This is a genomic window from Streptomyces sp. CB09001, from assembly GCF_003369795.1.
Classification (GTDB): Bacteria; Actinomycetota; Actinomycetes; order Streptomycetales; family Streptomycetaceae; genus Streptomyces.
This window is the reverse complement of sequence record NZ_CP026730.1, coordinates 753273-773174: the sequence shown is the minus strand read 5'-3', so window position 1 is coordinate 773174 and position 19902 is coordinate 753273. Positions and strand designations below refer to the sequence as shown.

Here is a 19902-nt window from a genome sequence, read left to right as displayed (position 1 = left end):
GGCGAGGCCCGGGGTGCCCACCCGGTCCGGACCCGGATCGCCCACCCGATCCCGGCCCGACTACCCAAACGTCCCGGGCACGGCCTAGGGTTGCTGTGTGAACGAGCTCGATGTCGTAGGTGTCCGGGTCGAGATGCCCTCCAACCAGCCGATCGTGCTGCTGCGCGAGGTGGGCGGCGACCGTTACCTTCCCATCTGGATCGGACCGGGGGAGGCGACGGCGATCGCCTTCGCCCAGCAGGGCATGGCTCCCGCACGGCCGCTGACCCACGACCTCTTCAAGGACGTGCTGGAAGCCGTCGGCCAGGAGCTCACCGAAGTACGCATCACCGACCTGCGCGACGGGGTCTTCTACGCCGAGCTGGTCTTCGCGAGCGGGGTCGAGGTCAGTGCCAGGCCGTCCGACGCCATAGCGCTGGCCCTGCGCACCGGTACGCCGATCTACGGCAGCGACACGGTCCTCGACGACGCCGGTATCGCCATTCCGGACGAGCAGGAGGACGAGGTGGAGAAGTTCCGTGAGTTCCTCGACCAGATCTCGCCCGAGGACTTCGGGACCAGCAATCAGTGAGACGCGGGCCCGTCCGGGCACATCCGGCTAGCCTTTCCCGGGATGAGACACGGGAAACCACTCGTAGGGTGATTATCACTCGGCGTGCCGAGTGTGGCGATCGTTGACGCACCCTTGGTGACTGCCTACCTTCGAGGAGGCAGGTCAAGGACGGAGGTCGGCGTGAGAATCAGCGGCGACGGTACGGTTGGGGGTGGCCCCGGGCACAGCCTCGGGGCAGGTGGTCCGTACCCTCCCCCGGGCTCCCGGCTTCGCGCAGGCGCGGGCCACGCCCAGCACGGTGTTGCGGCCGATCCCGGTCCACAGCGACCGGCAGCCGTGCCGACCAGCGGAGGGGCGACGTCCATGGCGTCCGAGCAGATCGGCTACCGCGGGCCGACGGCCTGCGCGGCCGCCGGCATCACCTACCGGCAACTCGACTACTGGGCCCGTACGGGCCTGGTCGAGCCCAGCGTGCGGCCCGCGCACGGATCCGGGACGCAGCGGCTGTACAGCTTCCGCGACGTGGTCGTGCTGAAGATCGTCAAGCGCTTCCTCGACACCGGTGTGTCCCTGCAGAACATCCGCACCGCCGTCCAGCACCTCAGGGAGCGCGGCTTCCGCGACCTGGAGCGGATGACGCTGATGAGCGACGGCGCCACCGTCTACGAGTGCACGTCGCCCGAGGAGGTGCACGCCCTGCTCCAGGGCGGGCAGGGCATCTTCGGGATCGCCGTCGGCGTGGTGTGGCGGGACGTGGAGAGCGCGCTGTCCCAGTTGCACGGTGAGCGGATCGACACGGGCGAGACCCTGGTCGGGCACAATCCGGCCGACGAGCTGGCCCGGCGGCGGAACAACCGGGCGGTCTGACCCCCGCGGCGCACGGAGCCGTCCGGCGACGCCATTGTCAGTGGCGTAGGGCAGCATCGTAGATGTGAGAACCGCGCCCACGATCCTGCATCTCGACATGGACGCCTTCTTCGCCTCGGTGGAGCAGGCGTCCAAGCCGAGCCTGCGCGGGAAGGCCGTAGTGGTGGGCGGCCTCGGACCGCGCGGTGTGGTCGCCACCTGCTCGTACGAGGCGCGGGTGTTCGGGGTGCACTCCGCGATGCCGATGGGCCAGGCCCGAAGGCTCGCGCCGCACGCCGCCTACCTCGTGCCGCGTTTCGAGCTCTACCGGTCGATCAGCGAGCAGGTGATGCGGCTGTTGCGGGAGCTGTCGCCGCTGGTGGAGCCGCTGAGCCTGGACGAGGCCTTCGTGGACCTGGACGCGGGCGGGGCGGCGCGGGACGCGGAGTCGGCGCAGCTGGCCGGAGCGAAGCTGCGCACGGACATCCGCACCGTCACCGGCCTCACCGGATCCGTGGGCCTCGCCGCCTCCAAGATGCTGGCCAAGATCGCCTCGGAGGCGGCCAAGCCCGACGGACTGGTGCTCATCCCGCCGGGTACGGAGCGGGCCATGCTGGAGCCGATGACGGTGCGGACGCTGCCCGGGGTGGGACCGGCCACGGGAGACCATCTGCGGCGGGCGGGGATCACCACGGTCGGCGAGATCGCCGAGGCGGGCGAGGACGAGCTGGTGCGGCTGCTGGGCAAGGCGCACGGCCACGCCCTGTACGCCATGGCGCTGGCGCGGGACGAGCGTCCGGTGGTGGCCGAGCGGGAGACCAAGTCGGTGTCCGTGGAGGACACCTACGACGTGGACATCCACGACCGGGTGCGGGTCGGCGTCGAGGTGGGGCGGCTGGCGGACCGCTGCGTGCGGCGGCTGCGCGCCTCCGGCCTCTCCGGGCGGACGATCGTGCTCAAGGTGCGCAGATACGACTTTTCCACGCTCACGCGTTCCGAGACCCTGCGCGGCCCCACCGACGATGCCGCGGTGGTGCGGGAGGCGGCCGCCAGACTGCTGGACTCGGTGGACACCACGGGCGGAGTGCGGCTGCTCGGGGTGGGTGTCAGCGGGCTCGCCGACTACACGCAGGAGGACCTGTTCGCGCAGGCGGCGGGGGACCGCGCGGAGGAACCGGCCGAGGAACCCGGGACCGGGCCCGCCGAGGAGCAGAGCACCTCGCCCGCCGAGCGGCGATGGCCGTCGGGGCACGACGTGCGGCACGCGGAGCTGGGGCACGGCTGGGTGCAGGGCAGTGGTCTCGGGCGGGTCACCGTGCGCTTCGAGACGCCGTACTCCGCGGTCGGGCGGGTGCGGACCTTCCCGGTGGACGACCCGGAGCTGACACCGGCGGACCCGCTGCCGCTGGTCGCCGGGACGGAGAGCGGCGAGAGCGGTCAGCCGTCGTCGTTGCCCTTGCCGGCCAGCTTGCCGAAGTCGTGATCGGGAGGAGGGGGAGCGGCCGCCACGTCCAGGCCGTAGTGGTGGTAGAGCTGGAGTTCCTGCTCCGGCGAGAGGTGGCGGCCGACGCCGAAGTCGGGCGCCTCCTTGATCAGCGCCCGGTCGAAGGGCACGCGCAGGGTGCCGTCGACCAGCTCGCTGGGCTCCAGGGGGACGAAGGCGTCCCGGCTGAAGAGACCCGTTCGTATCGCCGCCCACTCGGGGACGCCGGTGGCATCGTCGAGGTAGACCTCGTCCACGGTGCCGATCCTGGTGCCGTCGCGGTCGAACGCCTTGCGGCCGATCAGGTTCCGCGGATCGATGTCAGTACGCACGGGGCCCTCCACTTGATCGCACCACTGGGCCGGACTGGGGTCACGACACCAGCCGCCTAATCATCCGTAAGTACTACAAAAGAGCACAAGTGCCCGGTCGGCCACTCGAAGTCCGTGCGGCGACCTCGCTGGTACGCTGGCAAACGGCTGCTGACCCCGCGCGGGAGAGTCCTCCGGACACCACCGGAGGCGCCGAAGGAGCAAATCCTCCCCGGAATCTCTCAGGCTCACGTACCGCACGGACGAGGTCACTCTGGAAAGCAGGGCGGGTGTCGACGGCTTCCGCTCTCACCGACGGTGAAAGCCGGGAGAGCCCCAGGGCTCGCCCGGTGAAGCTCTCAGGTTGAGATGACAGAGGGGGAGGCCGTCCGGGTACCCGCGCCGTGGTGCCCCTCGAAGGTCGTCAGACCAGGAGGCCTCCGCAATGACCGCCCACCGCACTCCGCTCTCCGAACTCGAACAGGCCATGCCGTTCGAGCAGCGTCACATCGGCCCCGACCACGAGGCCCGGGCCAAGATGCTCGCGCAGGTCGGTTACGGTTCGCTCGACGAACTGACGGCCGCCGCGGTGCCGGATGTGATCAAGAACGCCGACGCGCTGGACCTGCCGGGCGCGCGCTCCGAGGCCGAGGTCCTGGCCGAGCTCCGCTCGCTGGCCGACCGCAACCAGGTCCTCGACTCCATGATCGGCCTCGGCTACTACGGCACCTTCACCCCGCCGGTCATCCTGCGCAACGTCATGGAGAACCCGTCCTGGTACACGGCGTACACGCCCTACCAGCCGGAGATCTCCCAGGGCCGGCTCGAGGCCCTCCTGAACTTCCAGACCATGGTCGCCGAGCTGACCGGCCTGCCCACCTCCGGCGCCTCGCTGCTCGACGAGGGCACCGCGGCCGCCGAGGCGATGGCGCTGTCCCGGCGCATGGGCAAGAACAAGAAGGGCCTGTTCCTGGTCGACGCGGACGCCCTGCCGCAGACCGTCGCCGTGATACGGACCCGCGCCGAGCCGACCGGCGTCGAGGTCGTCGTCGCCGACCTGAGCGAGGGCATCCCGGCCGAGGTCGCCGAGCGGGAGATCAACGGCGTCCTGATCCAGTACCCGGGTGCCTCCGGAGCCGTCCGCGACATCAAGCCGGTGATCGACCGCGCGCACGAGCTCGGCGCGCTCGTCACCGTCGCCGCCGACCTGCTCGCCCTCACCCTGCTCACCTCGCCCGGCGAGCTGGGCGCGGACATCGCGGTGGGCACCACCCAGCGCTTCGGCGTGCCGATGGGCTTCGGCGGACCGCACGCCGGCTACATGGCCGTGCACGAGAAGTTCGCCCGCAGCCTCCCCGGCCGTCTGGTCGGCGTCTCCGTCGACGCCGACGGCGACAAGGCCTACCGCCTGGCCCTGCAGACCCGCGAGCAGCACATCCGCCGCGAGAAGGCCACCAGCAACATCTGCACCGCGCAGGTGCTGCTCGCCGTCATGGCCGGCATGTACGCCGTCTACCACGGCCCCGAGGGCCTGCGGGCCATCGCCCGCCGCACCCACCGGTACGCCACGATCACCGCCGCCGGCCTCGCCGCGGGCGGCGTCGAGATCGTCCACGGCTCCTACTTCGACACCGTCACCGCGCGGGTGCCCGGCCGGGCCGCCGAGGTGGTGCACGCCGCTCGCGAGAACGGCATCAACCTGCGGCTCGTCGACGCCGACCACGTGTCGTTCGCCTGCGACGAGACCACCACGCGCGCCCAGGTCGGCGGCGTGTGGCACGCCTTCGGCGTCGAGGGCGACATCGAGTCGCTGGACGCGGAGACCGCACAGGGACTGCCCGAGTCGCTGCTGCGCACCGACGACTTCCTGACCCACCCCGTCTTCCACCAGCACCGCTCCGAGACCGCGATGCTGCGCTACCTGCGCCGCCTCGCCGACCGGGACTACGCGCTGGACCGCGGCATGATCCCGCTGGGCTCCTGCACCATGAAGCTCAACGCGACCACCGAGATGGAGCCGGTCACCTGGCCCGAGTTCGGCGCGCTGCACCCCTTCGCGCCCGCCGACCAGGCGCAGGGCTACCTCACCCTCATCCGTGAGCTGGAGGAGCGGCTCGCCGAGGTCACCGGGTACGACAAGGTCTCGCTCCAGCCCAACGCCGGGTCGCAGGGCGAGTTCGCCGGCCTGCTCGCCGTACGCGGCTACCACCGGGCCAACGGCGACGAACAGCGCACCGTCTGCCTCATCCCGTCCTCCGCGCACGGCACCAACGCCGCCAGCGCCGTGATGGCCGGCATGAAGGTCGTCGTCGTCAAGACCGCCGAGGACGGCGAGATCGACGTCGAGGACCTGCGCGCCAAGATCGAGAAGCACCGCGACGAGCTGGCCGTGCTGATGATCACCTACCCGTCCACGCACGGCGTGTTCGAGGAGCACGTGGCCGACATCTGCGCGCAGGTGCACGACGCGGGCGGCCAGGTCTACGTCGACGGCGCCAACCTGAACGCCCTCGTCGGCCTCGCCAAGCCCGGGCACTTCGGCGGCGACGTCTCCCACCTGAACCTGCACAAGACCTTCTGCATCCCGCACGGCGGCGGCGGTCCCGGCGTGGGCCCCGTGGGCGTACGGTCGCACCTGGCGCCGTACCTGCCCAACCACCCGCTGCAGCCCGCGGCCGGTCCGCAGAGCGGCGTCGGTCCCATCTCGGCGGCGCCGTGGGGCTCGGCCGGCATCCTGCCGATCTCCTGGTCCTACGTCCGCCTGATGGGCGGCGAGGGCCTCAAGCGCGCCACGCAGGTGGCCGTGCTGTCCGCCAACTACATCGCCAAGCGGCTGGAGCCGCACTTTCCGGTGCTCTACACCGGCCCCGGCGGGCTGGTCGCGCACGAGTGCATCATCGACCTGCGCCCGCTGACCAAGGCCACCGGCGTCAGCGTCGACGACGTCGCCAAGCGGCTCATCGACTACGGCTTCCACGCGCCGACGATGTCCTTCCCGGTGGCCGGCACGCTGATGATCGAGCCGACCGAGTCCGAGGACCTGGCCGAGCTGGACCGGTTCTGCGAGGCGATGATCGCCATCCGCGCGGAGATCGAGAAGGTCGGCTCGGGCGCCTGGCCGGCGGACGACAACCCGCTGCGCGGCGCCCCGCACACCGCGGGCGCGCTCGGCGGTGACTGGGACCACGCGTACACGCGCGAGGAGGCCGTCTTCCCGGCCGGTGTGTCCGCCGCCGACAAGTACTGGCCGCCGGTGCGCCGCATCGACCAGGCCTACGGCGACCGGAACCTGGTCTGCTCCTGCCCGCCGCTGGACGCGTACGAGGACTGAGTCCCGCCGCGCAAGCGAGAGAGAGGCCCCGTCCGGGCTCGCGGTGTCCGGGCGGGGCCTCCCGGCGTCTCAGGCCGTGGCGAGCGACACCTCCGTCGACTTGACCAGCGCGACGACGGGAACGCCCACGGACAGCCTCAGGTCTTCGGCGGCCTGCCGGGTGACGGCCGCGGTCAGCTCGGCACCCTCGACGGCGACCGCGACCGTGGCCATCGCGGCGCCGGTGGTCACGGCGGTGACCGTGCCCGGCAGCCGGTTGCGGATGGACAGCCCGTCGACGGGCCCGGTGGCCAGAGCGACCTCGGTGGACTTCACCAGGGCCCGCACGGCGGTGCCGGGGGCGAGCGCGAGGTCCTCGGCGGCCTCCCGGGTGATCGCCGCGGTGAGGTCCTGGCCGCCGGAGAGGCGGACGGCGACCGTCGCCATGGCCTCGCCCGGGGTGACGGCGGTGACGGTGCCGGGGAGCTGATTGCGGATGCTCAGGCTCATGGGGGCACCGTAGCCCGGTGAAGGGCGCCGCGCCGCGGGGAAGCACCCGTGGACGCGGGGTTGGCCGTTGGGTATAACGCGATATAGCGTTAGTGTGCCGCAGTGGATGGGGCGTTCGCGGGACGCCCCGGGGAGATCGGGGTCGAGCTATGTCGGTGCAGCCCTCACCGGACGGCGGGATGCCCGCACTCCGGGCCTCGCACACGGACCGGGACCGGGCCGTGGACCTCCTGAGCGCCGCCGCCGGCGACGGACGGCTGACCCCGGAGGAACTGGACGAGCGGGTGGGCGCGGCGCTCACCGCGCGCACCCAGGGGGAGCTGGCCGCCCTCACCGCCGACCTGCCGACGGCGGCCGAGGGCCGCCCGGTCGTCGCGGCCAAGGACGTCGTGCGCATCGAGCAGGAGGGGGCGTCCACCCGGCGGGGCGAGGGCTGGGTGGTCCCACGGCGGATGGAGATCCGGTCGGCCTGGGGCGAGGTGGTTCTCGACCTCGCCCGGGCCGTGATCGCACACGACACCCTTCACATCGACCTCGACATGCGGGCCGGGGTGCTGAAGGTCGTGACCCGCCCCGGCATCGTGGTGGACACCGACTCCTTGGCGACCAGCTACGCCGAGGTGAAGACGCCGCGGACCGTCGACACCGTGGCACCGGTGGAGCTGAGGGTGGAGATCGCGGGTGCGATCAGCTGGGGCCAGGTCGTGGTGCGCTCGCCGCGCCGCCGGCTCGGGCGCCGGGCGTAGCGCGACCGGCGCGAGACCTCAGCGGGAGGGTGTCGCCGAAGCGGGCGGGGGTGGTGGCGCCGTGCTGGAGCGGACGATCAGGTCCGTGCCCAGCTCGGTCCGCGGCGGGTCCGGCCGTTCGCCGCGAGTACGGCGGAGCACCGTGCGCGCGGCCGTCCGGCCCATCTCGGCGAGCGGCTGGCGCACGGTCGTCAGGGGCGGGGCCGACCAGCGGACCTCCGGAAGGTCGTCGAAACCGACGACACTCATGTCCTGCGGCACCCGCAGCCCCCGGCGGCGCACCGCCTCGATCGCGCCGAGTGCCATCTGGTCGCTGGCCGCGAAGACGGCCGTCGGCGGCTCGGCGAGGCCCAGCAGGGTGGCACAGGCCGCGAAGCCGGACTCGTGACGGAAGTCCCCGGGGACGACCAGGGACTCGTCCACGGCGACCCCGGCGTCCTCCAGGGCGGCGCGGTAGCCGTCGTGGCGGGCCCGCGAGCACTGCAGCAGCGGCGGGCCGGCGATCAGCCCGATCCTGCGGTGTCCCAGCGCCAGCAGATGCTCGGTGGCCGCCCGGCCGCCCGACAGGTTGGCGGCGCCGACGGTGGGCACGTCGAGGGCGGGGGCGCCTGCCGGGTCGACCACCACCAGGGGCACGCCGAGGATTCGCAGCTCCTGGTGGAGCACGGGGTCCAGGGCGGAGGTGACGACCACGACGCCGTCGGAGGCCCGGGCCCGCAGGTTGCGCATCCACTGACGGGCGTCGCCCGAACGTCCGTGGATCGCGGAGACCACGGTGCCGACGCCGGCGGCGTGTGCCACCTCCTCGACCCCGCGGATGATCTCCATGGCCCAGGGGCTGTCCAGGTCGTTGAAGACCAGGTCGATCAGGGCGGCCCGGCGGCCGGGCGCCGTGGCGCGCTTGCGGTACCCGTGCCGGCGCAGCAGTTCCTCCACCCGCGCCCTGGTCCCGGGCGACACGTCCGAGCGGCCGTTCACCACCCGGGACACGGTTGGGACCGAGACGCCCGCCCGGCGGGCGATGTCCGTGATCGTGACCCGGCCCCGGCGGCCGGAGGCCGTTTCGGCCCGGGCCTCGTCTGCTGCCACTTCCCTCCCACCTCCCGCCGGCGCCGACCGCCGGACTTCCCGGAGTCTTCCGGAAACCGGGTGCTCGGGGGAAGGCGTTCCGGTCCCGGAAACCGGGCAGTCACCAGGTCCGGGCGGGCAGGCTACGCGGAGTGAGCGGCCCTGGACACGCGTGGGGGCCGGTGCGCAGCCGTGGCTGCGGGCCGGCCCCGTGATGCACCGGGCGCAGTGGGACGTCCTCGCCCGGCCGGTGGTCAGGCGGCGGTGGTCAGGCCCGCGCCGACGGGACGGTGCGGGGCGATGACCTGACCGTCCGGCAGTAGCTCACCGGTGTCCTCGAAGAGGACGACGCCGTTGCACAGCAGGCTCCAGCCCTGCTCCGGGTGGTGCGCCACAAGACGGGCGGACTCCCGGTCGGCGGAGACGGCTGAGGGGCACGGTGGCTGGTGCTGACACATGAGTGGGGTCTCTCGGTCTGTGGTGATGGATGGGTTCGCTGTGTTGTCTGTCCTGCGGCGTGAAGCCTCGTTCATGGCCGCCCCCCGTTGTCGAGTCGTTCGGAACCCAGTGTTGCCCCGCGGGCCTCGATCCGCAGGCATTTCGCAGCACCGCTTCTCACAGGTTGATGACGCATCACCCGCGCGGACGGTTCAGCCGAACCGCACTGTCACTTCGGATGGTTCGGCATGGCCGAATGGAGCTAGTCCGCGCGGGTGGCGACGGGACGACGGCGCGGGGAGCGGGGAGCGGGGCAGGTCAGGCGGGAGAACCCAGCAACCGCGTCGGCGTCACCCGGTGCGTGAGGACCGGCAGCAGTTCGGCGACCCGGTGCGGCCGGTGCGCCGCGATGCCGGGCGGGGCCGGCGCCAGCGGCACCAGCAGATCGGTGGCCGCGGGGTGTCCCGCGGCGGCGTCCGCCGTGCAGTCGCCGTGCAGCCACAGCGTGAGCATGTACAGCTCGGGCACCGACAGGAGGCGCGGCTGGTAGGGCTGGGGCACCGCCTCGGCCTGCCGCAGTGCGCGTTCGGTCGAGGCGACGTAGGGGCCCTCGAAGAAGTGCGAGAACGCCCAGCCGTCGGGGGTCAGCATCGTCTCCGCCGCCGCCACCGCCCGGTCGCCCAACCTGATGTGGAACCGCCACCCGGCCAGCCGCGTCGCCGCCGCGCCCTCCGTCGTGACCCGGTCGAGGACGTGCACGGGAAGCGGCAGTTCGGGTGTGGCGGGTCCCTGGGCGCCGAGCAGAGCGGGGGTCCGGGCCTCGCGGACCGCGGTGGGCGAGGAGAGGGCGGTGAGGACGGAACGCAGGGCGGGCGCGGGGGCCGGGGGGACACGCAGGGGCATGATGGGTCGCCTCTCATTCGAAGGCACGGTGGCGCGAGGGCGGAGCTGGGCGGACGACGTTGTCGGCTCACAGGGCTGGGAGAGGCAGGGGCCGGGTCCGGGAACCGAGAAGTGGGAGAGGCCTGCCGCGCGTCAGCTCGACGGCAGGATCCTGCGACCGTGGGCGCCGGTCCACTGCCTGTCCGCGGAGTTTATACGACATGTGTTCAGACTGTGTTTCGGCTAGCCGATTCCGGTAACCAGTACAAGGTTGCATTCGGCCGTCGACATGCGGTAATCCTCCGCATTTCGGACCGGGTACACGGCGGTGACCTCGGGGAATGTTCACCGAGCGGTCGGCCAATTGTCGTCGGCGTTTTTCACGAGTTGTCGACCCGGGAAACTGCTCGACGTGCCATGCCCGGTGAATGTGCCACCGGTCACACCGGCACAGCGTAGCGGCTGCCGGGCCGGTGCGGGGACGTTATCGATCGCTTCGGCTGGGCATCCTTCCACCTGACCGGCCGCCGGCCAGTGGCGGCCGGATCTTCCACTCATCGCTCCGAGAAGGGACTCTTCCATGGGGGAGAAGGTCGTGGCGGGTCAGTTCGACCTGTCCGATCGCCAGCGCTACCGCGAGAAGCTCCAGCGGTGCCTGACGGGCCTGGAGCGACTTCTGGCGGAGAAGCGGTTCGACCGCCCGAAGAACCTGATGGGGCTGGAGATCGAATTGAATCTCGTCGGTGCCGACGGGATGCCGAAAATGTTGAATGCACAAGTCCTCGAGCGCATCGCGAGCCGTGACTTCCAGACAGAACTCGCCATGTTCAACCTGGAAGTCAACATAGCCCCCCACCGCCTGGGCGGCCGGGTATTCGACCGGCTCGCCGAGGAGATCCGTACGTCCTTGGCATATGCGGACCGCAAGGCGGGCGAGGTCGACGCGGGAATCGCGATGATCGGCATTCTGCCGACGCTGGACCGGGACGACCTGGTCTCGTCCAATCTCTCCGCCGTCGACCGCTACGCCCTGCTCAACGAACAGATCGTGGCCGCCCGCGGAGAGGACTTCACCCTCGACATCGAGGGCGTCGAACGACTGACCTGCACATCAAAATCCATCGCCCCCGAGGCCGCCTGCACCTCGGTGCAACTCCACCTCCAGGTCACCCCGGACCGCTTCGCCGACGTGTGGAACGCCGCCCAGGCCGTCACCGCCGCCCAGATCGCCGTCGGCGCCAACGCGCCCTTCCTCTTCGGCCGCGAACTGTGGCGCGAGTCGCGGCCCCCGCTGTTCCAGCAGTCCACCGACACCCGCCCGCCCGAACTGCAGGCCCAGGGCGTGCGGCCGCGCACCTGGTTCGGGGAGCGGTGGGTGACCTCCGCCTACGACCTCTTCGAGGAGAACCGGCGCTACTTCCCGGCGCTGCTGCCGATCTGCGACGACGAGGACCCGCTCGACGTCCTCGACGCGGGCGGCGTGCCCTCCCTGTCCGAACTCGTCCTGCACAACGGCACCGTCTACCGCTGGAACCGCCCCGTCTACGACATCGCCGACGGCGTCCCGCACCTGCGCGTCGAGAACCGCGTCCTGCCCGCGGGGCCGACGGTCACCGACGTCATCGCCAACGCGGCCTTCTACTACGGCGTCGTGCGCGCGCTGGCCGAGGAGCCCCGGCCGGTGTGGACCCGAATGCCGTTCGAGGCCGCCGCCGCCAATTTCGAGGCCGCCTGCCGCCACGGCATCGACGCCCGCTTCGAGTGGCCCCGGCGCGGGCGGCTCGGCGGCACCACCGAGGTCGACGCCGCCGTCCTCGTACGCGACGAACTGCTGCCGCTCGCCGAGGCCGGTCTCGACGCCTGGGGGGTGGAGCCGGCCGACCGGGACCTCTACCTCGGCGTGATCGAGGAACGGTGCCGGCGCCGGGCCAACGGCGCTTCCTGGCAGGCGGCCACGTTCCACCGGGCGCTGGAGGCCGGACTGTCCCGGGAGGCCGCGCTGGCCGCCACGACCCGGCGGTACGTCGAGCTGATGCGCGAGGGGGAGCCGGTGCACCTGTGGCCGGTGGGCTTTCCGGAACCGGTGCCGCTGAGCTGACCGCCGCCCGACCCGCCCCCGCCGCGCGCCGCCCCATACTGATCGGGCAAGCTGTGACGTCCCAGCTGGAGGCAGGTGTGCATGGCGGAGGCGGGCCCGGTGGACGATGCGTTCCCTCAGAAGCGACTCGGCGAGCAGTCCTTGACCGAGGAGCGGTCTACGCGGCGGATCCTGCGTGACGAGACGCTGCTCGTCCTCGCGCTGTCGCTCGGTGCGAGCGGTGTGTCCGCACTCATCAGCTTCATCGGCTCGGTCACCCGGCCGGGCGGGCTCAAGGACCAGGCGGCCACCCTCAACGCCTCCGCCGCGCCCGGCCGCCCCTGGCTCGACCTGGCCTGGCAGCTCTTCGGGATCACCACGGCGCTCGTCCCGGTCGCCCTCGTCGCGCACTTCCTGCTGCGCGAGGGGCGCAGTCTGCGCACCCTCGGCTTCGACCGCACCCGTCCGTGGCCGGACCTGGGCCGCGGGGCCGCCGTCGCCGCCGTCATCGGCAGCACCGGCATCGCCTTCTACCTCGCCGCGCGGGGCCTCGGCTTCAACCTCACCGTGGTGCCCGAGGCCCTGCCCGACGTGTGGTGGAAGTACCCCGTCCTGATCCTCTCGGCGGTGCAGAACTCCGTCCTGGAGGAGGTCGTCGTCGTCGGCTACCTGCTGCGCCGGCTCGACCAGCTCGGCTGGGGCGCGGGCGCGTCCCTGGCGGCCAGTTCGGTGCTGCGCGGGTCGTACCACCTCTACCAGGGGATCGGCGGGTTCGTCGGCAACATGGTGATGGGCGTCGTGTTCGTCTACCTGTACCGCCGCTGGGGCCGCGTGGGCCCGCTGGTGGTGGCGCACTCGCTGCTCGACATCGGGGCCTTCGTCGGCTACGGGCTGCTTGCCGGGAAGGTGGACTGGCTGCCGACGGCGTGACCGGCCGGGGTCCGCGCCCGCCGCCGGGTCAGGCCAGCAGTTCGCCGTCGATCACCGTCACCGCGTGCCCGCTCAGCAGCGTGCGCCCGCCACGCAGTTCCGTGCGCACCCGGCCGGAGCGGGACGACGCCTGGAGCCCGGTGAGGTCGGGGCGGCCGAGGCGCTCGGACCAGAACGGTGCCAGGGCCGTGTGCGCGCTGCCGGTGACCGGGTCCTCGTCGATGCCGACGTTGGGGAAGAAGCAGCGGGAGACGTAGTCGTACCCGCGGGCCGGGTCCTCGGCGCGGGCGGTGGCGATGACGCCGCGCTCGGAGTGGGCGGCCAGTGCCTCCAGGTCCGGCGTCAGGCCGCGGACGGTCTTCTCGTCGGCGACCTCGACCAGCAGGTCCCCGACGTTCGGCCCGGTGTCCAGGACGGTGCGGGGCTCGGAGCCGAGGGCCGCGGCGAGGCCCGGCGGTGCCCCGACCGGGGTGAGCGGCGCGGTCGGGAAGTCCAGGGTGAACGAGCCGTCCTCGCGGGGCGTCGCCACCAGGACGCCGCTGCGGGTGGCGAACCGCACCGGCCCCTCGTGGGCGCCGGTGGTGTGCAGGACGTGCGCCGTGGCGAGCGTGGCGTGGCCGCACATCGCGACCTCGGTGGCCGGCGTGAACCAGCGCAGCGCCCAGTCCGCCTCGCCGCCCGCGGGCAGGCGGTGCGCGAACGCGGTCTCGGAGTGGTTGACCTCCAGGGCGACCCGCTGGAGCCGGTCGTCGTCCGGGAAGGCGTCGAGGAGCAGGACCCCGGCCGGGTTGCCGGCGAAGGGCCGGTCGGTGAAGGCGTCGACGATTCGGATGCGCATGGCCCGACGCTAGAGCCTGCCCCGGGCCGTGGACCAAGGCCAATCCCGGAGTGCTGGACCCCTTCTCGTGGGGTTGGCCGTCTCGCGGCTTGGCCTTCTCGTGGGGTTGGCCGTCTCACGGGTTGGCCTTCTCGTGGGGTCGGCCGTCTCGTGGGGTTGGCCTTCTTGCGAGGTCGGTCTTCTTGCGGATTCGCGGAATGTGCGGGCTTCGACGCCGCGCGCGTGCGGTCAGCGGCGGATCAGGCCGAGGGAGGCCGCGGTGGCGACGGCGGCGGTGCGCGAGTCGACGTCGAGCTTGGCGTAGACGCGGGCCAGGTGGGACTTGACGGTGCCCTCGGTGAGGTGGAGCCGTTGGCCGATGGCCTGGTTGGACAGACCACCGGCCACCAGCGCCAGGACCTCCGTCTCGCGCCGGGTCAGGGTGGTGCTCGGGGTGCGCAGCCGGTTCATGAGCCGGTCGGCGACGGCGGGCGCCAGCGCGGTGCGTCCGGCGGCGGCGGTGCGTACGGCGTCGGCCAGGTCCTCGGGCGGTGCGTCCTTGAGGAGGTAGCCCGTGGCGCCGGCTTCGATGGCGGGCAGGGTGTCGGCGTCGGAGTCGTACGTGGTGACGATCAGCACCCGCGGGGCCCCGGGGCGGGCGGCGATGGCGGCGGTGGCCTCGGCGCCGTTCATTCCCCCGCCGAACTGCAGGTCCATCAGCACGACGTCGATGTCGCCCCGCGCGGCGCGCGCGACGGCCTCCTCGGCGGTGGCCGCCTCGGCCACCACCACCATGCCGGGTTCGGTCTCCAGTACGGCGCGCAGCCCGGCCCTGACCACGGGGTGGTCGTCGGCGAGGAGCAGGCGGACGGGGCTGTCGGTCACGGGCGGGCCTCGGGCTCGGTGGGCGGGGTGAGGGGCAGCCGGGCGGTCAGGGCGGTGCCGTGACCGGGCGCGGACTCGATGGACAGGGTGCCGCCCAGGGCGTCCACGCGGGCGCGCATGGCGGCCAGCCCGAAGCCGCCCGCCTCCGGGTCGGGCGGGGGCAGCTCGTCGGGGTCGAAGCCGGTGCCGTCGTCGACGACGTCCAGGGCGACGTGGTCGCCGAGGTGGCTGAGGGTGATCTCGGCCGTGCCGGCGTCGGCGTGGCGGACCGTGTTGGCCAGGGCGGACTGGGCGACGCGCAGGAGGGCGACCTCGTGGGCGGTCGGCAGCGGGACCGGGGAGCCGGCGAGGTGGAAGCGGGCGGTGATCCGGTGCCGGACGCGGGCCGTGGCGCACAGGCGCTCCAGGGCGTCGGCCAGCGTGGTGCCCTCCAGGGCGGGCGGGGTGAGGGCGGCGACGAAGCGGCGGGCCTCGGCGAGATTGTCCACGGCGGCCTGCCGGGCCGCGACGACGTGGCCGGCGGCGGCACCGGGCCGCTCGGGCAGCGCGCGTTCGGCGGCGCGCAGCAGCAGCTGGATGCTCGACAGGCCCTGGGCGAGCGTGTCGTGGATCTCGCGGGCCAGCCGCTCGCGCTCGGCGAGCACACCGGCGGTGTGCTGGGCCCGGGCCAGGTCGGCGCGGGTGGCGGTCAGCTCCTCGATCAGCCCTCTGCGCCGTTCGCTCTCGCGGTAGAGGGCCTGATAGCCCCACACCACCGCCACGGCGACCGCGGCGCCCAGCGCCGGACCGATCACCATCGCCGGGCCGAAGGAGCCGGTATGGGCGGCGAACCCGGCGACGGCCGCCACGGCGGTGGCGGTCACGGCGGCCAGTCCGGCGCGGCGCGGCAGCAGGTGGAGCTGGAGGAAGTACAGCGGGAAGGCGACCCAGACCGCTTCGGGCGACAGCGCCAGCAGCACCAGCCAGACGGCGCCCACCGCCGCCAGCCACCAGGCGGCGACCCGCCGGACGAGCCGCACCCGGGGCAGGAGCGGCCCGGCCGCGTACACCAGGCCGCAGGCCGCCGCGACGGCGACGATCGGTCCGGCGGGGGACCGGCCGTCCGTCACGGCCCGGGCGGCGACCAGGACGAGCAGCCCGACGACCAGCAGGTGCAGGCACCAGGCCAGGGCCCGGGTGGTCGGGGTCGGGGCGGGGGCGGAAACGTTCACAGTGCGTCCAAGGCTACGAAAGGCCGACGCCCCGGAGCCTCCATCGAAAGTTACAACCCGCGTGCCGCCTTCCGGCCCGGGAAGTGACCTCCTGCGCCGGACGCGCCTGCGGGGGGCCGGCGGCGACGGTTGGGGCCGTACCGCTTCCACCGTCGGAAAGGACAGGCCGAGGCCGTGTTCGTCGCCTGGAGAGACCTCAAGTTCGCCAAGGGGCGCTTCGCCCTGATGGGGACCGTCATCGTGCTGATCACCCTGTTGGTCGGGCTGCTGTCCGGACTCACGGCCGGACTGGGGCGGCAGAACACCTCCGCCATCACGGACCTGCCCGCCGACCGGATCGCCTTCCGGGCTCCCGGCGGGGGAGGTGACCTGTCGTACGCCGACTCCACGGTCACCGAGCGGCAGTGGCGGCAGTGGTCCGAGGCCCCCGGCGTCGAGGGCGCCGAACCGCTCGGCATCACGACCACCAAGGCCACCGCGGGGGACCGGAGCGCCGGCGTCTCCGCCTTCGGCGTGCGGCCGGGTTCCCGCCTCGCCCCCGACGGCGGCGGAATCGACGACCGCGCGGCGGTGCTGTCCACCACGGCCGCCGACGATCTCGGAGTGCGGCGCGGCGACTTCTTCGCCCTGGCCGGGCAGCGGCTGAGGGTGGCCGCGGTGCGCGGGGACGCCTTCTTCAGCCACACCCCGGTCGTCTGGACCAGCCTGGACGTGTGGCGGAAGGCCGCGCCTCCCACCGGCGGCGACGGCGCGAACGCCGGTGGTGGCGAGGACGGACCCACTGCCACGGTCATCGCGCTGCACACCACCTCGGAGGCCGACCTGGCGGCCGTCGACGAGAAGGCCGGCACCACAACCGTCGCCACCGCCGACTCGCTGTCCGCGATCGGCTCCTACACCTCCGAGAACGGCTCCCTGCAGCTGATGCGCGGCTTCCTGTTCGCCATCTCCGCGCTCGTCGTCGGCGCCTTCTTCACCGTGTGGACCATTCAGCGCAGCGGTGACGTCGCCGTCCTCAAGGCGCTCGGCGCCTCCACGGCCGGTCTCCTCAAGGACGCCCTCGGACAGGCCGTCGTCCTGCTGGTCGGCGGCACCCTGCTCGGCACCGGCGCCGCCGCGGCCCTCGGAGCCCTCGCCGCGGGCTCGTCCGTGCCGTTCCTCCTCACTCCCGCGACCGTGCTCCTCCCGGCCGCCGTGATGGTCCTCCTCGGCGCGCTCGGAGCCGCCCTGTCCATCCGCCGGATCACCTCCGTCGACCCGCTGACCGCCCTGGGGAGCGCCCGATGAGCCTGCACCTGACCGACGTCACCCTCACCTACCCCGACGGCGGGGAGCGCCTGACCGCGCTCGACCGGGTCAGCCTGGAGGTCCCCAGGGGCAGCCTGACCGCCGTGGTCGGACCCTCCGGCTCCGGCAAGTCCAGTCTGCTGGCCGTCGCCGCCACGCTCATCACGCCCGACGCCGGGACCGTCACCGTCGACGGCACCCCCACCACCGGCCTGAGCCGCGGCGAGCTGACCGCACTGCGCCGCCACCGGATCGGCATCGTCTTCCAGCAGCCCAACCTGCTTCCTTCCCTCACCGCCGTCGAACAACTGCAGGTGATGGCCCGGATCGACGGCCGCAGGCCGCGCGCCGCCCGGGGCCGGGCGATGGAGCTCCTCGACGCGGTCGGGCTGGCCGGACAGGCGGGCCGCCGTCCCCATCAGCTCTCCGGCGGCCAGCGCCAGCGCGTCGCCCTGGCCCGGGCCCTGATGAACGACCCCACCGTCCTCCTGGTCGACGAACCCACGAGTGCCCTCGACCACGAGCGCGGCGCCGCCGTCATCGCACTGATCACCCGCCTCACCCACCAGCGGGCGAGCGCCACCGTTCTGGTCACCCACGACCGCACCCACCTCACCGCAGCCGACCGGATCGCCGAGGTCCAGGACGGCCGCCTCCGCGTGCCGGCATGCGGAGGCGGCTGACCGCCGGCACCCGACCCGGTCGGCAGGCCTTGCCACGGAACCTCTTCCGATATATCGTTGAGGCATCGCGACAGATCAACGACTGAATGGAGTGATGGCGATGCGTAACCACGGATACGAGCATGGACACGGTGGACACGGCCCCGGCCACGGAGAGGGCGGCCCCTTCGGGCGAGGCGGCTTCGACGGCCGGCGTGCGGCGTTCGGCCCCTTCGGGCCGGGTGGTCCCGGCGGCGGCCCCGGCGGTCCCTTCGGACCCGGCTTCGGGCACGGTGGCCCCTGGGGCGGCCGAGGGCGCGGCGGACCGAGGGGAAGGGCACGGCGGGGCGACGTACGCGCCTCGATCCTGGCCCTCCTGAAGGACCGGCCGATGCACGGCTACGAGATGATCCAGGAGATCGCCGAGCGCAGCGGCGGGGCGTGGAAGCCCAGCCCCGGTTCGGTGTACCCCACCCTCCAGCTGCTGGAGGACGAGGGGCTGATCGCCAGCGAGAGCGAGGGCGGCAAGAAGCTCTTCGCACTCACCGAGGCGGGCCGCACCGCGGCCGAGGAAGGCCCGGAGGCGCCCTGGGAGGAGGCCTCGCGAGGCGTCGACTGGGAGGCCCTCAATGACATCCGGCAGGCCGGATTCGGACTGATGGAGGCCTTCGGCCAGGTCTGGAAGACCGGCAGCAAGGAACAGCGGGAGAAGGCGCTCGCCGTCATCGGCGACGCCCGCAAGAAGTTGTACCTGATCCTCGCCGACGAGGACTGACGCAGGCGAGCACCGCTGCGGACGAGGACGACGGTGCCCCGCGGAGCGGATCCGCGGGGCACCTTCGCGTCCCGGGTGCTCGTGCCCGGCAGGGCGTTCGCGGGGCGTTCAGTCGACCCGCCGTATCACCGCCGTGTCGAAGACGTCCCACGCGCGCGGGAAGGCGCTCTCGTCGTGGCAGTGCCACGCCTCCCAGAACAGGTCGGCGAGCAGCGCCTCCGCGGGGGCGTCCACCCGGTACACGTACTGCCTGCCGTCGACGGCGGGCAGCGCCACGAGCCAGCACCTGCTCCTCATGCCCCTGTTCGACCCGCGGGGACACGTTTCGGTTGCCCCGGGGGGCGTGTGGCAAGACGGCGCGCGCCCGCCGGGCCGAAACGGCCTGATCTCATCCGCAAGGAGGAGATCTGTCCGGGCGGGTCCACTCGGCGTGGGACGGCGAAATGCTTCCCTTCGGGGATGACCGGGCTCCGTGGGACTGATGAGCTGGGGATGTGCAACCCCGTATCCCCCGGCAGTCGGCCGGCGAGCAAGGCGGCCGGTGGCCGGACGGCACCGACCTCGAGGACCGGTTCGGCGTGGAACTGGCCTCCGCGGTCTCCGGCGCCCGCCGCCGGGCGGTGCGGGACGGGGACCGGCAGATCGACACGGCCCATCTGCTGCACTCGCTCCTCGAATGCGACGCGGACTCCCGCGAGCTGCTCGGGGACGGCCCGCGGGTCGTCCGCGTCCTCGGCTACCTCGTGCAGCGCAGCATCGGCTACGGCCTGCGCTGGCAGAGCTCCGTCGAGGACTCCGGCGCCGTACCCGTCGTGACCGGAGCCGCCGGGTTCTCGCCGCCCGCCGCGGCGGCCATGGAGGACGCGTGCGCACGGGCGGCCCGGCGCGGGGCGGTCCGGGCCGGTGGCCCGGACCTGCTCGCCGCCCTGGTCGCGGACCCGCGGACGCGCGCCGCCGAGGTGCTGGCCCGCGCCGCCGTCGAGCCGCACACCGTGCTCGCCCGAGTGGAGAGCCACTTCGAGCCGACGCCCTGAGCACGTCCTGGTCCCCTCCCGCGTCCCTTCCCTCTCCCTCCCGCGTACCTCCCGCGCGTGCGCCACTGCGCCGTCCA

Annotated in this window: 20 protein-coding genes and 1 riboswitch; of the genes, 11 read left to right on the top strand and 9 right to left on the bottom strand. The window is 73.0% G+C overall.

Translation table 11 applies throughout. From position 1 onward, the window contains the following. Positions 1 to 97 precede the first annotated feature (97 nt). The 3 genes from C4J65_RS03620 (at position 98) to C4J65_RS03610 (ending at position 2882) form a co-directional block, all read left to right on the top strand. A complete protein-coding gene (locus C4J65_RS03620; RefSeq protein ID WP_030189411.1) occupies positions 98 to 571 on the top strand; it encodes a bifunctional nuclease family protein in 474 nt (157 codons plus the stop codon). A 162-nt stretch (positions 572 to 733) separates the two neighbouring features. After that, on the top strand, positions 734 to 1420 hold the full coding sequence (locus C4J65_RS03615; RefSeq protein WP_205350951.1) for a MerR family transcriptional regulator: 687 nt from the start codon (positions 734 to 736) through the stop codon (positions 1418 to 1420). A 64-nt stretch (positions 1421 to 1484) separates the two neighbouring features. Continuing rightward, positions 1485 to 2882, top strand: coding sequence for a DNA polymerase IV (locus tag C4J65_RS03610; RefSeq protein ID WP_115741068.1), 1398 nt, complete (start codon positions 1485 to 1487; stop codon positions 2880 to 2882). On the opposite strand, the gene C4J65_RS03605 is transcribed toward C4J65_RS03610, so the two are convergent. Continuing rightward, positions 2837 to 3214, bottom strand: a complete 378-nt coding sequence (locus C4J65_RS03605; RefSeq protein WP_205350950.1) for a PRC-barrel domain-containing protein — start codon at positions 3212 to 3214, stop codon at positions 2837 to 2839. The two genes, C4J65_RS03610 and C4J65_RS03605, sit on opposite strands and share 46 nt — an antisense overlap. Before the next feature lie 151 nt (positions 3215 to 3365). Beyond that, positions 3366 to 3461, top strand: a riboswitch (glycine riboswitch). A gap of 177 nt (positions 3462 to 3638) precedes the next feature. Between C4J65_RS03605 and gcvP the strand changes: the two genes are divergently transcribed. Then, on the top strand, positions 3639 to 6524 hold the full coding sequence (gene gcvP / locus C4J65_RS03600; protein ID WP_115741066.1) for an aminomethyl-transferring glycine dehydrogenase: 2886 nt from the start codon (positions 3639 to 3641) through the stop codon (positions 6522 to 6524). A gap of 69 nt (positions 6525 to 6593) precedes the next feature. Here gcvP and C4J65_RS03595 read toward each other — a convergent pair whose 3' ends face one another. Beyond that, positions 6594 to 7013, bottom strand: coding sequence for a TOBE domain-containing protein (locus C4J65_RS03595; protein WP_115741065.1), 420 nt, complete (start codon positions 7011 to 7013; stop codon positions 6594 to 6596). Between the two features lie 179 nt (positions 7014 to 7192). On the opposite strand from C4J65_RS03595, the gene C4J65_RS03590 reads away from it, so the two are divergent. Next, complete coding sequence (locus C4J65_RS03590) at positions 7193 to 7759, top strand: DUF1707 domain-containing protein (protein ID WP_240330371.1); 567 nt, start codon at positions 7193 to 7195, stop codon at positions 7757 to 7759. Between the two features lie 18 nt (positions 7760 to 7777). On the opposite strand, the gene C4J65_RS03585 is transcribed toward C4J65_RS03590, so the two are convergent. The 3 genes from C4J65_RS03585 to C4J65_RS03575 form a co-directional block, all read right to left on the bottom strand. Beyond that, entirely contained in the window at positions 7778 to 8848 is a 1071-nt protein-coding gene (locus C4J65_RS03585) for a LacI family DNA-binding transcriptional regulator (RefSeq protein WP_115741063.1), read from the bottom strand. Between the two features lie 233 nt (positions 8849 to 9081). Beyond that, positions 9082 to 9285, bottom strand: coding sequence for a DUF5999 family protein (locus C4J65_RS03580; protein ID WP_030401952.1), 204 nt, complete (start codon positions 9283 to 9285; stop codon positions 9082 to 9084). Between the two features lie 298 nt (positions 9286 to 9583). Further along, complete coding sequence (locus C4J65_RS03575; protein ID WP_162833001.1) at positions 9584 to 10168, bottom strand: hypothetical protein; 585 nt, start codon at positions 10166 to 10168, stop codon at positions 9584 to 9586. Between the two features lie 559 nt (positions 10169 to 10727). Between C4J65_RS03575 and C4J65_RS03570 the strand changes: the two genes are divergently transcribed. Both C4J65_RS03570 and C4J65_RS03565 read left to right on the top strand, forming a co-directional pair. Continuing rightward, positions 10728 to 12245 carry a glutamate--cysteine ligase gene (locus C4J65_RS03570; RefSeq protein ID WP_115741061.1) on the top strand — a complete coding sequence of 506 codons (1518 nt, stop codon included), beginning with the start codon at positions 10728 to 10730 and terminating at the stop codon, positions 12243 to 12245. An 81-nt stretch (positions 12246 to 12326) separates the two neighbouring features. Continuing rightward, complete coding sequence (locus C4J65_RS03565; RefSeq protein WP_115741060.1) at positions 12327 to 13154, top strand: type II CAAX endopeptidase family protein; 828 nt, start codon at positions 12327 to 12329, stop codon at positions 13152 to 13154. Positions 13155 to 13182: 28 nt separating this feature from the next. On the opposite strand, the gene C4J65_RS03560 is transcribed toward C4J65_RS03565, so the two are convergent. The 3 genes from C4J65_RS03560 to C4J65_RS03550 form a co-directional block, all read right to left on the bottom strand. Then, positions 13183 to 13992, bottom strand: a complete 810-nt coding sequence (locus tag C4J65_RS03560) for a PhzF family phenazine biosynthesis protein (protein ID WP_115741059.1) — start codon at positions 13990 to 13992, stop codon at positions 13183 to 13185. 228 nt (positions 13993 to 14220) lie between these two features. Then, positions 14221 to 14856 (bottom strand): response regulator transcription factor, encoded by a 636-nt coding sequence (locus tag C4J65_RS03555; protein ID WP_115741058.1) that lies wholly within the window; start codon positions 14854 to 14856, stop codon positions 14221 to 14223. Next, complete coding sequence (locus tag C4J65_RS03550; protein ID WP_115741057.1) at positions 14853 to 16067, bottom strand: sensor histidine kinase; 1215 nt, start codon at positions 16065 to 16067, stop codon at positions 14853 to 14855. Before C4J65_RS03550 ends, C4J65_RS03555 begins: the two co-directional genes overlap by 4 nt. 174 nt (positions 16068 to 16241) lie before the next feature. Here C4J65_RS03550 and C4J65_RS03545 point away from each other — a divergent pair, with 174 nt between their 5' ends. From C4J65_RS03545 to C4J65_RS03535, 3 genes are all read left to right on the top strand, one after another. After that, positions 16242 to 17354: an ABC transporter permease gene (locus C4J65_RS03545; RefSeq protein ID WP_115741056.1), complete on the top strand. Its 1113-nt coding sequence runs from the start codon at positions 16242 to 16244 to the stop codon at positions 17352 to 17354. Then, complete coding sequence (locus tag C4J65_RS03540) at positions 17351 to 18037, top strand: ABC transporter ATP-binding protein (RefSeq protein WP_115741055.1); 687 nt, start codon at positions 17351 to 17353, stop codon at positions 18035 to 18037. The genes C4J65_RS03545 and C4J65_RS03540 overlap by 4 nt, the downstream gene beginning before the upstream one ends. 100 nt (positions 18038 to 18137) lie before the next feature. Next, positions 18138 to 18791, top strand: coding sequence for a PadR family transcriptional regulator (locus tag C4J65_RS03535; protein WP_115746282.1), 654 nt, complete (start codon positions 18138 to 18140; stop codon positions 18789 to 18791). A gap of 108 nt (positions 18792 to 18899) precedes the next feature. Here C4J65_RS03535 and C4J65_RS03530 read toward each other — a convergent pair whose 3' ends face one another. Then, on the bottom strand, positions 18900 to 19088 hold the full coding sequence (locus tag C4J65_RS03530; RefSeq protein ID WP_162832940.1) for a hypothetical protein: 189 nt from the start codon (positions 19086 to 19088) through the stop codon (positions 18900 to 18902). A 197-nt stretch (positions 19089 to 19285) separates the two neighbouring features. On the opposite strand from C4J65_RS03530, the gene C4J65_RS03525 reads away from it, so the two are divergent. Beyond that, positions 19286 to 19825, top strand: a complete 540-nt coding sequence (locus C4J65_RS03525) for a Clp protease N-terminal domain-containing protein (RefSeq protein WP_115741053.1) — start codon at positions 19286 to 19288, stop codon at positions 19823 to 19825. Positions 19826 to 19902: the final 77 nt, after the last annotated feature.

What these genes read in the sequence shown, in the direction of transcription:
- gcvP (WP_115741066.1), top strand. Translation starts at nt 3,639, where the DNA reads ATGACCGCCCACCGCACTCCGCTCTCCGAACTCGAACAGGCCATGCCG.
- C4J65_RS03595 (WP_115741065.1), bottom strand. Translation starts at nt 7,013, where the DNA reads ATGAGCCTGAGCATCCGCAATCAGCTCCCCGGCACCGTCACCGCCGTC.
- C4J65_RS03590 (WP_240330371.1), top strand. Translation starts at nt 7,193, where the DNA reads ATGCCCGCACTCCGGGCCTCGCACACGGACCGGGACCGGGCCGTGGAC.
- C4J65_RS03580 (WP_030401952.1), bottom strand. Translation starts at nt 9,285, where the DNA reads ATGTGTCAGCACCAGCCACCGTGCCCCTCAGCCGTCTCCGCCGACCGG.
- C4J65_RS03575 (WP_162833001.1), bottom strand. Translation starts at nt 10,168, where the DNA reads ATGCCCCTGCGTGTCCCCCCGGCCCCCGCGCCCGCCCTGCGTTCCGTC.
- C4J65_RS03570 (WP_115741061.1), top strand. Translation starts at nt 10,728, where the DNA reads ATGGGGGAGAAGGTCGTGGCGGGTCAGTTCGACCTGTCCGATCGCCAG.
- C4J65_RS03565 (WP_115741060.1), top strand. Translation starts at nt 12,327, where the DNA reads ATGGCGGAGGCGGGCCCGGTGGACGATGCGTTCCCTCAGAAGCGACTC.
- C4J65_RS03560 (WP_115741059.1), bottom strand. Translation starts at nt 13,992, where the DNA reads ATGCGCATCCGAATCGTCGACGCCTTCACCGACCGGCCCTTCGCCGGC.
- C4J65_RS03540 (WP_115741055.1), top strand. Translation starts at nt 17,351, where the DNA reads ATGAGCCTGCACCTGACCGACGTCACCCTCACCTACCCCGACGGCGGG.
- C4J65_RS03535 (WP_115746282.1), top strand. Translation starts at nt 18,138, where the DNA reads ATGCGTAACCACGGATACGAGCATGGACACGGTGGACACGGCCCCGGC.
- C4J65_RS03530 (WP_162832940.1), bottom strand. Translation starts at nt 19,088, where the DNA reads ATGAGGAGCAGGTGCTGGCTCGTGGCGCTGCCCGCCGTCGACGGCAGG.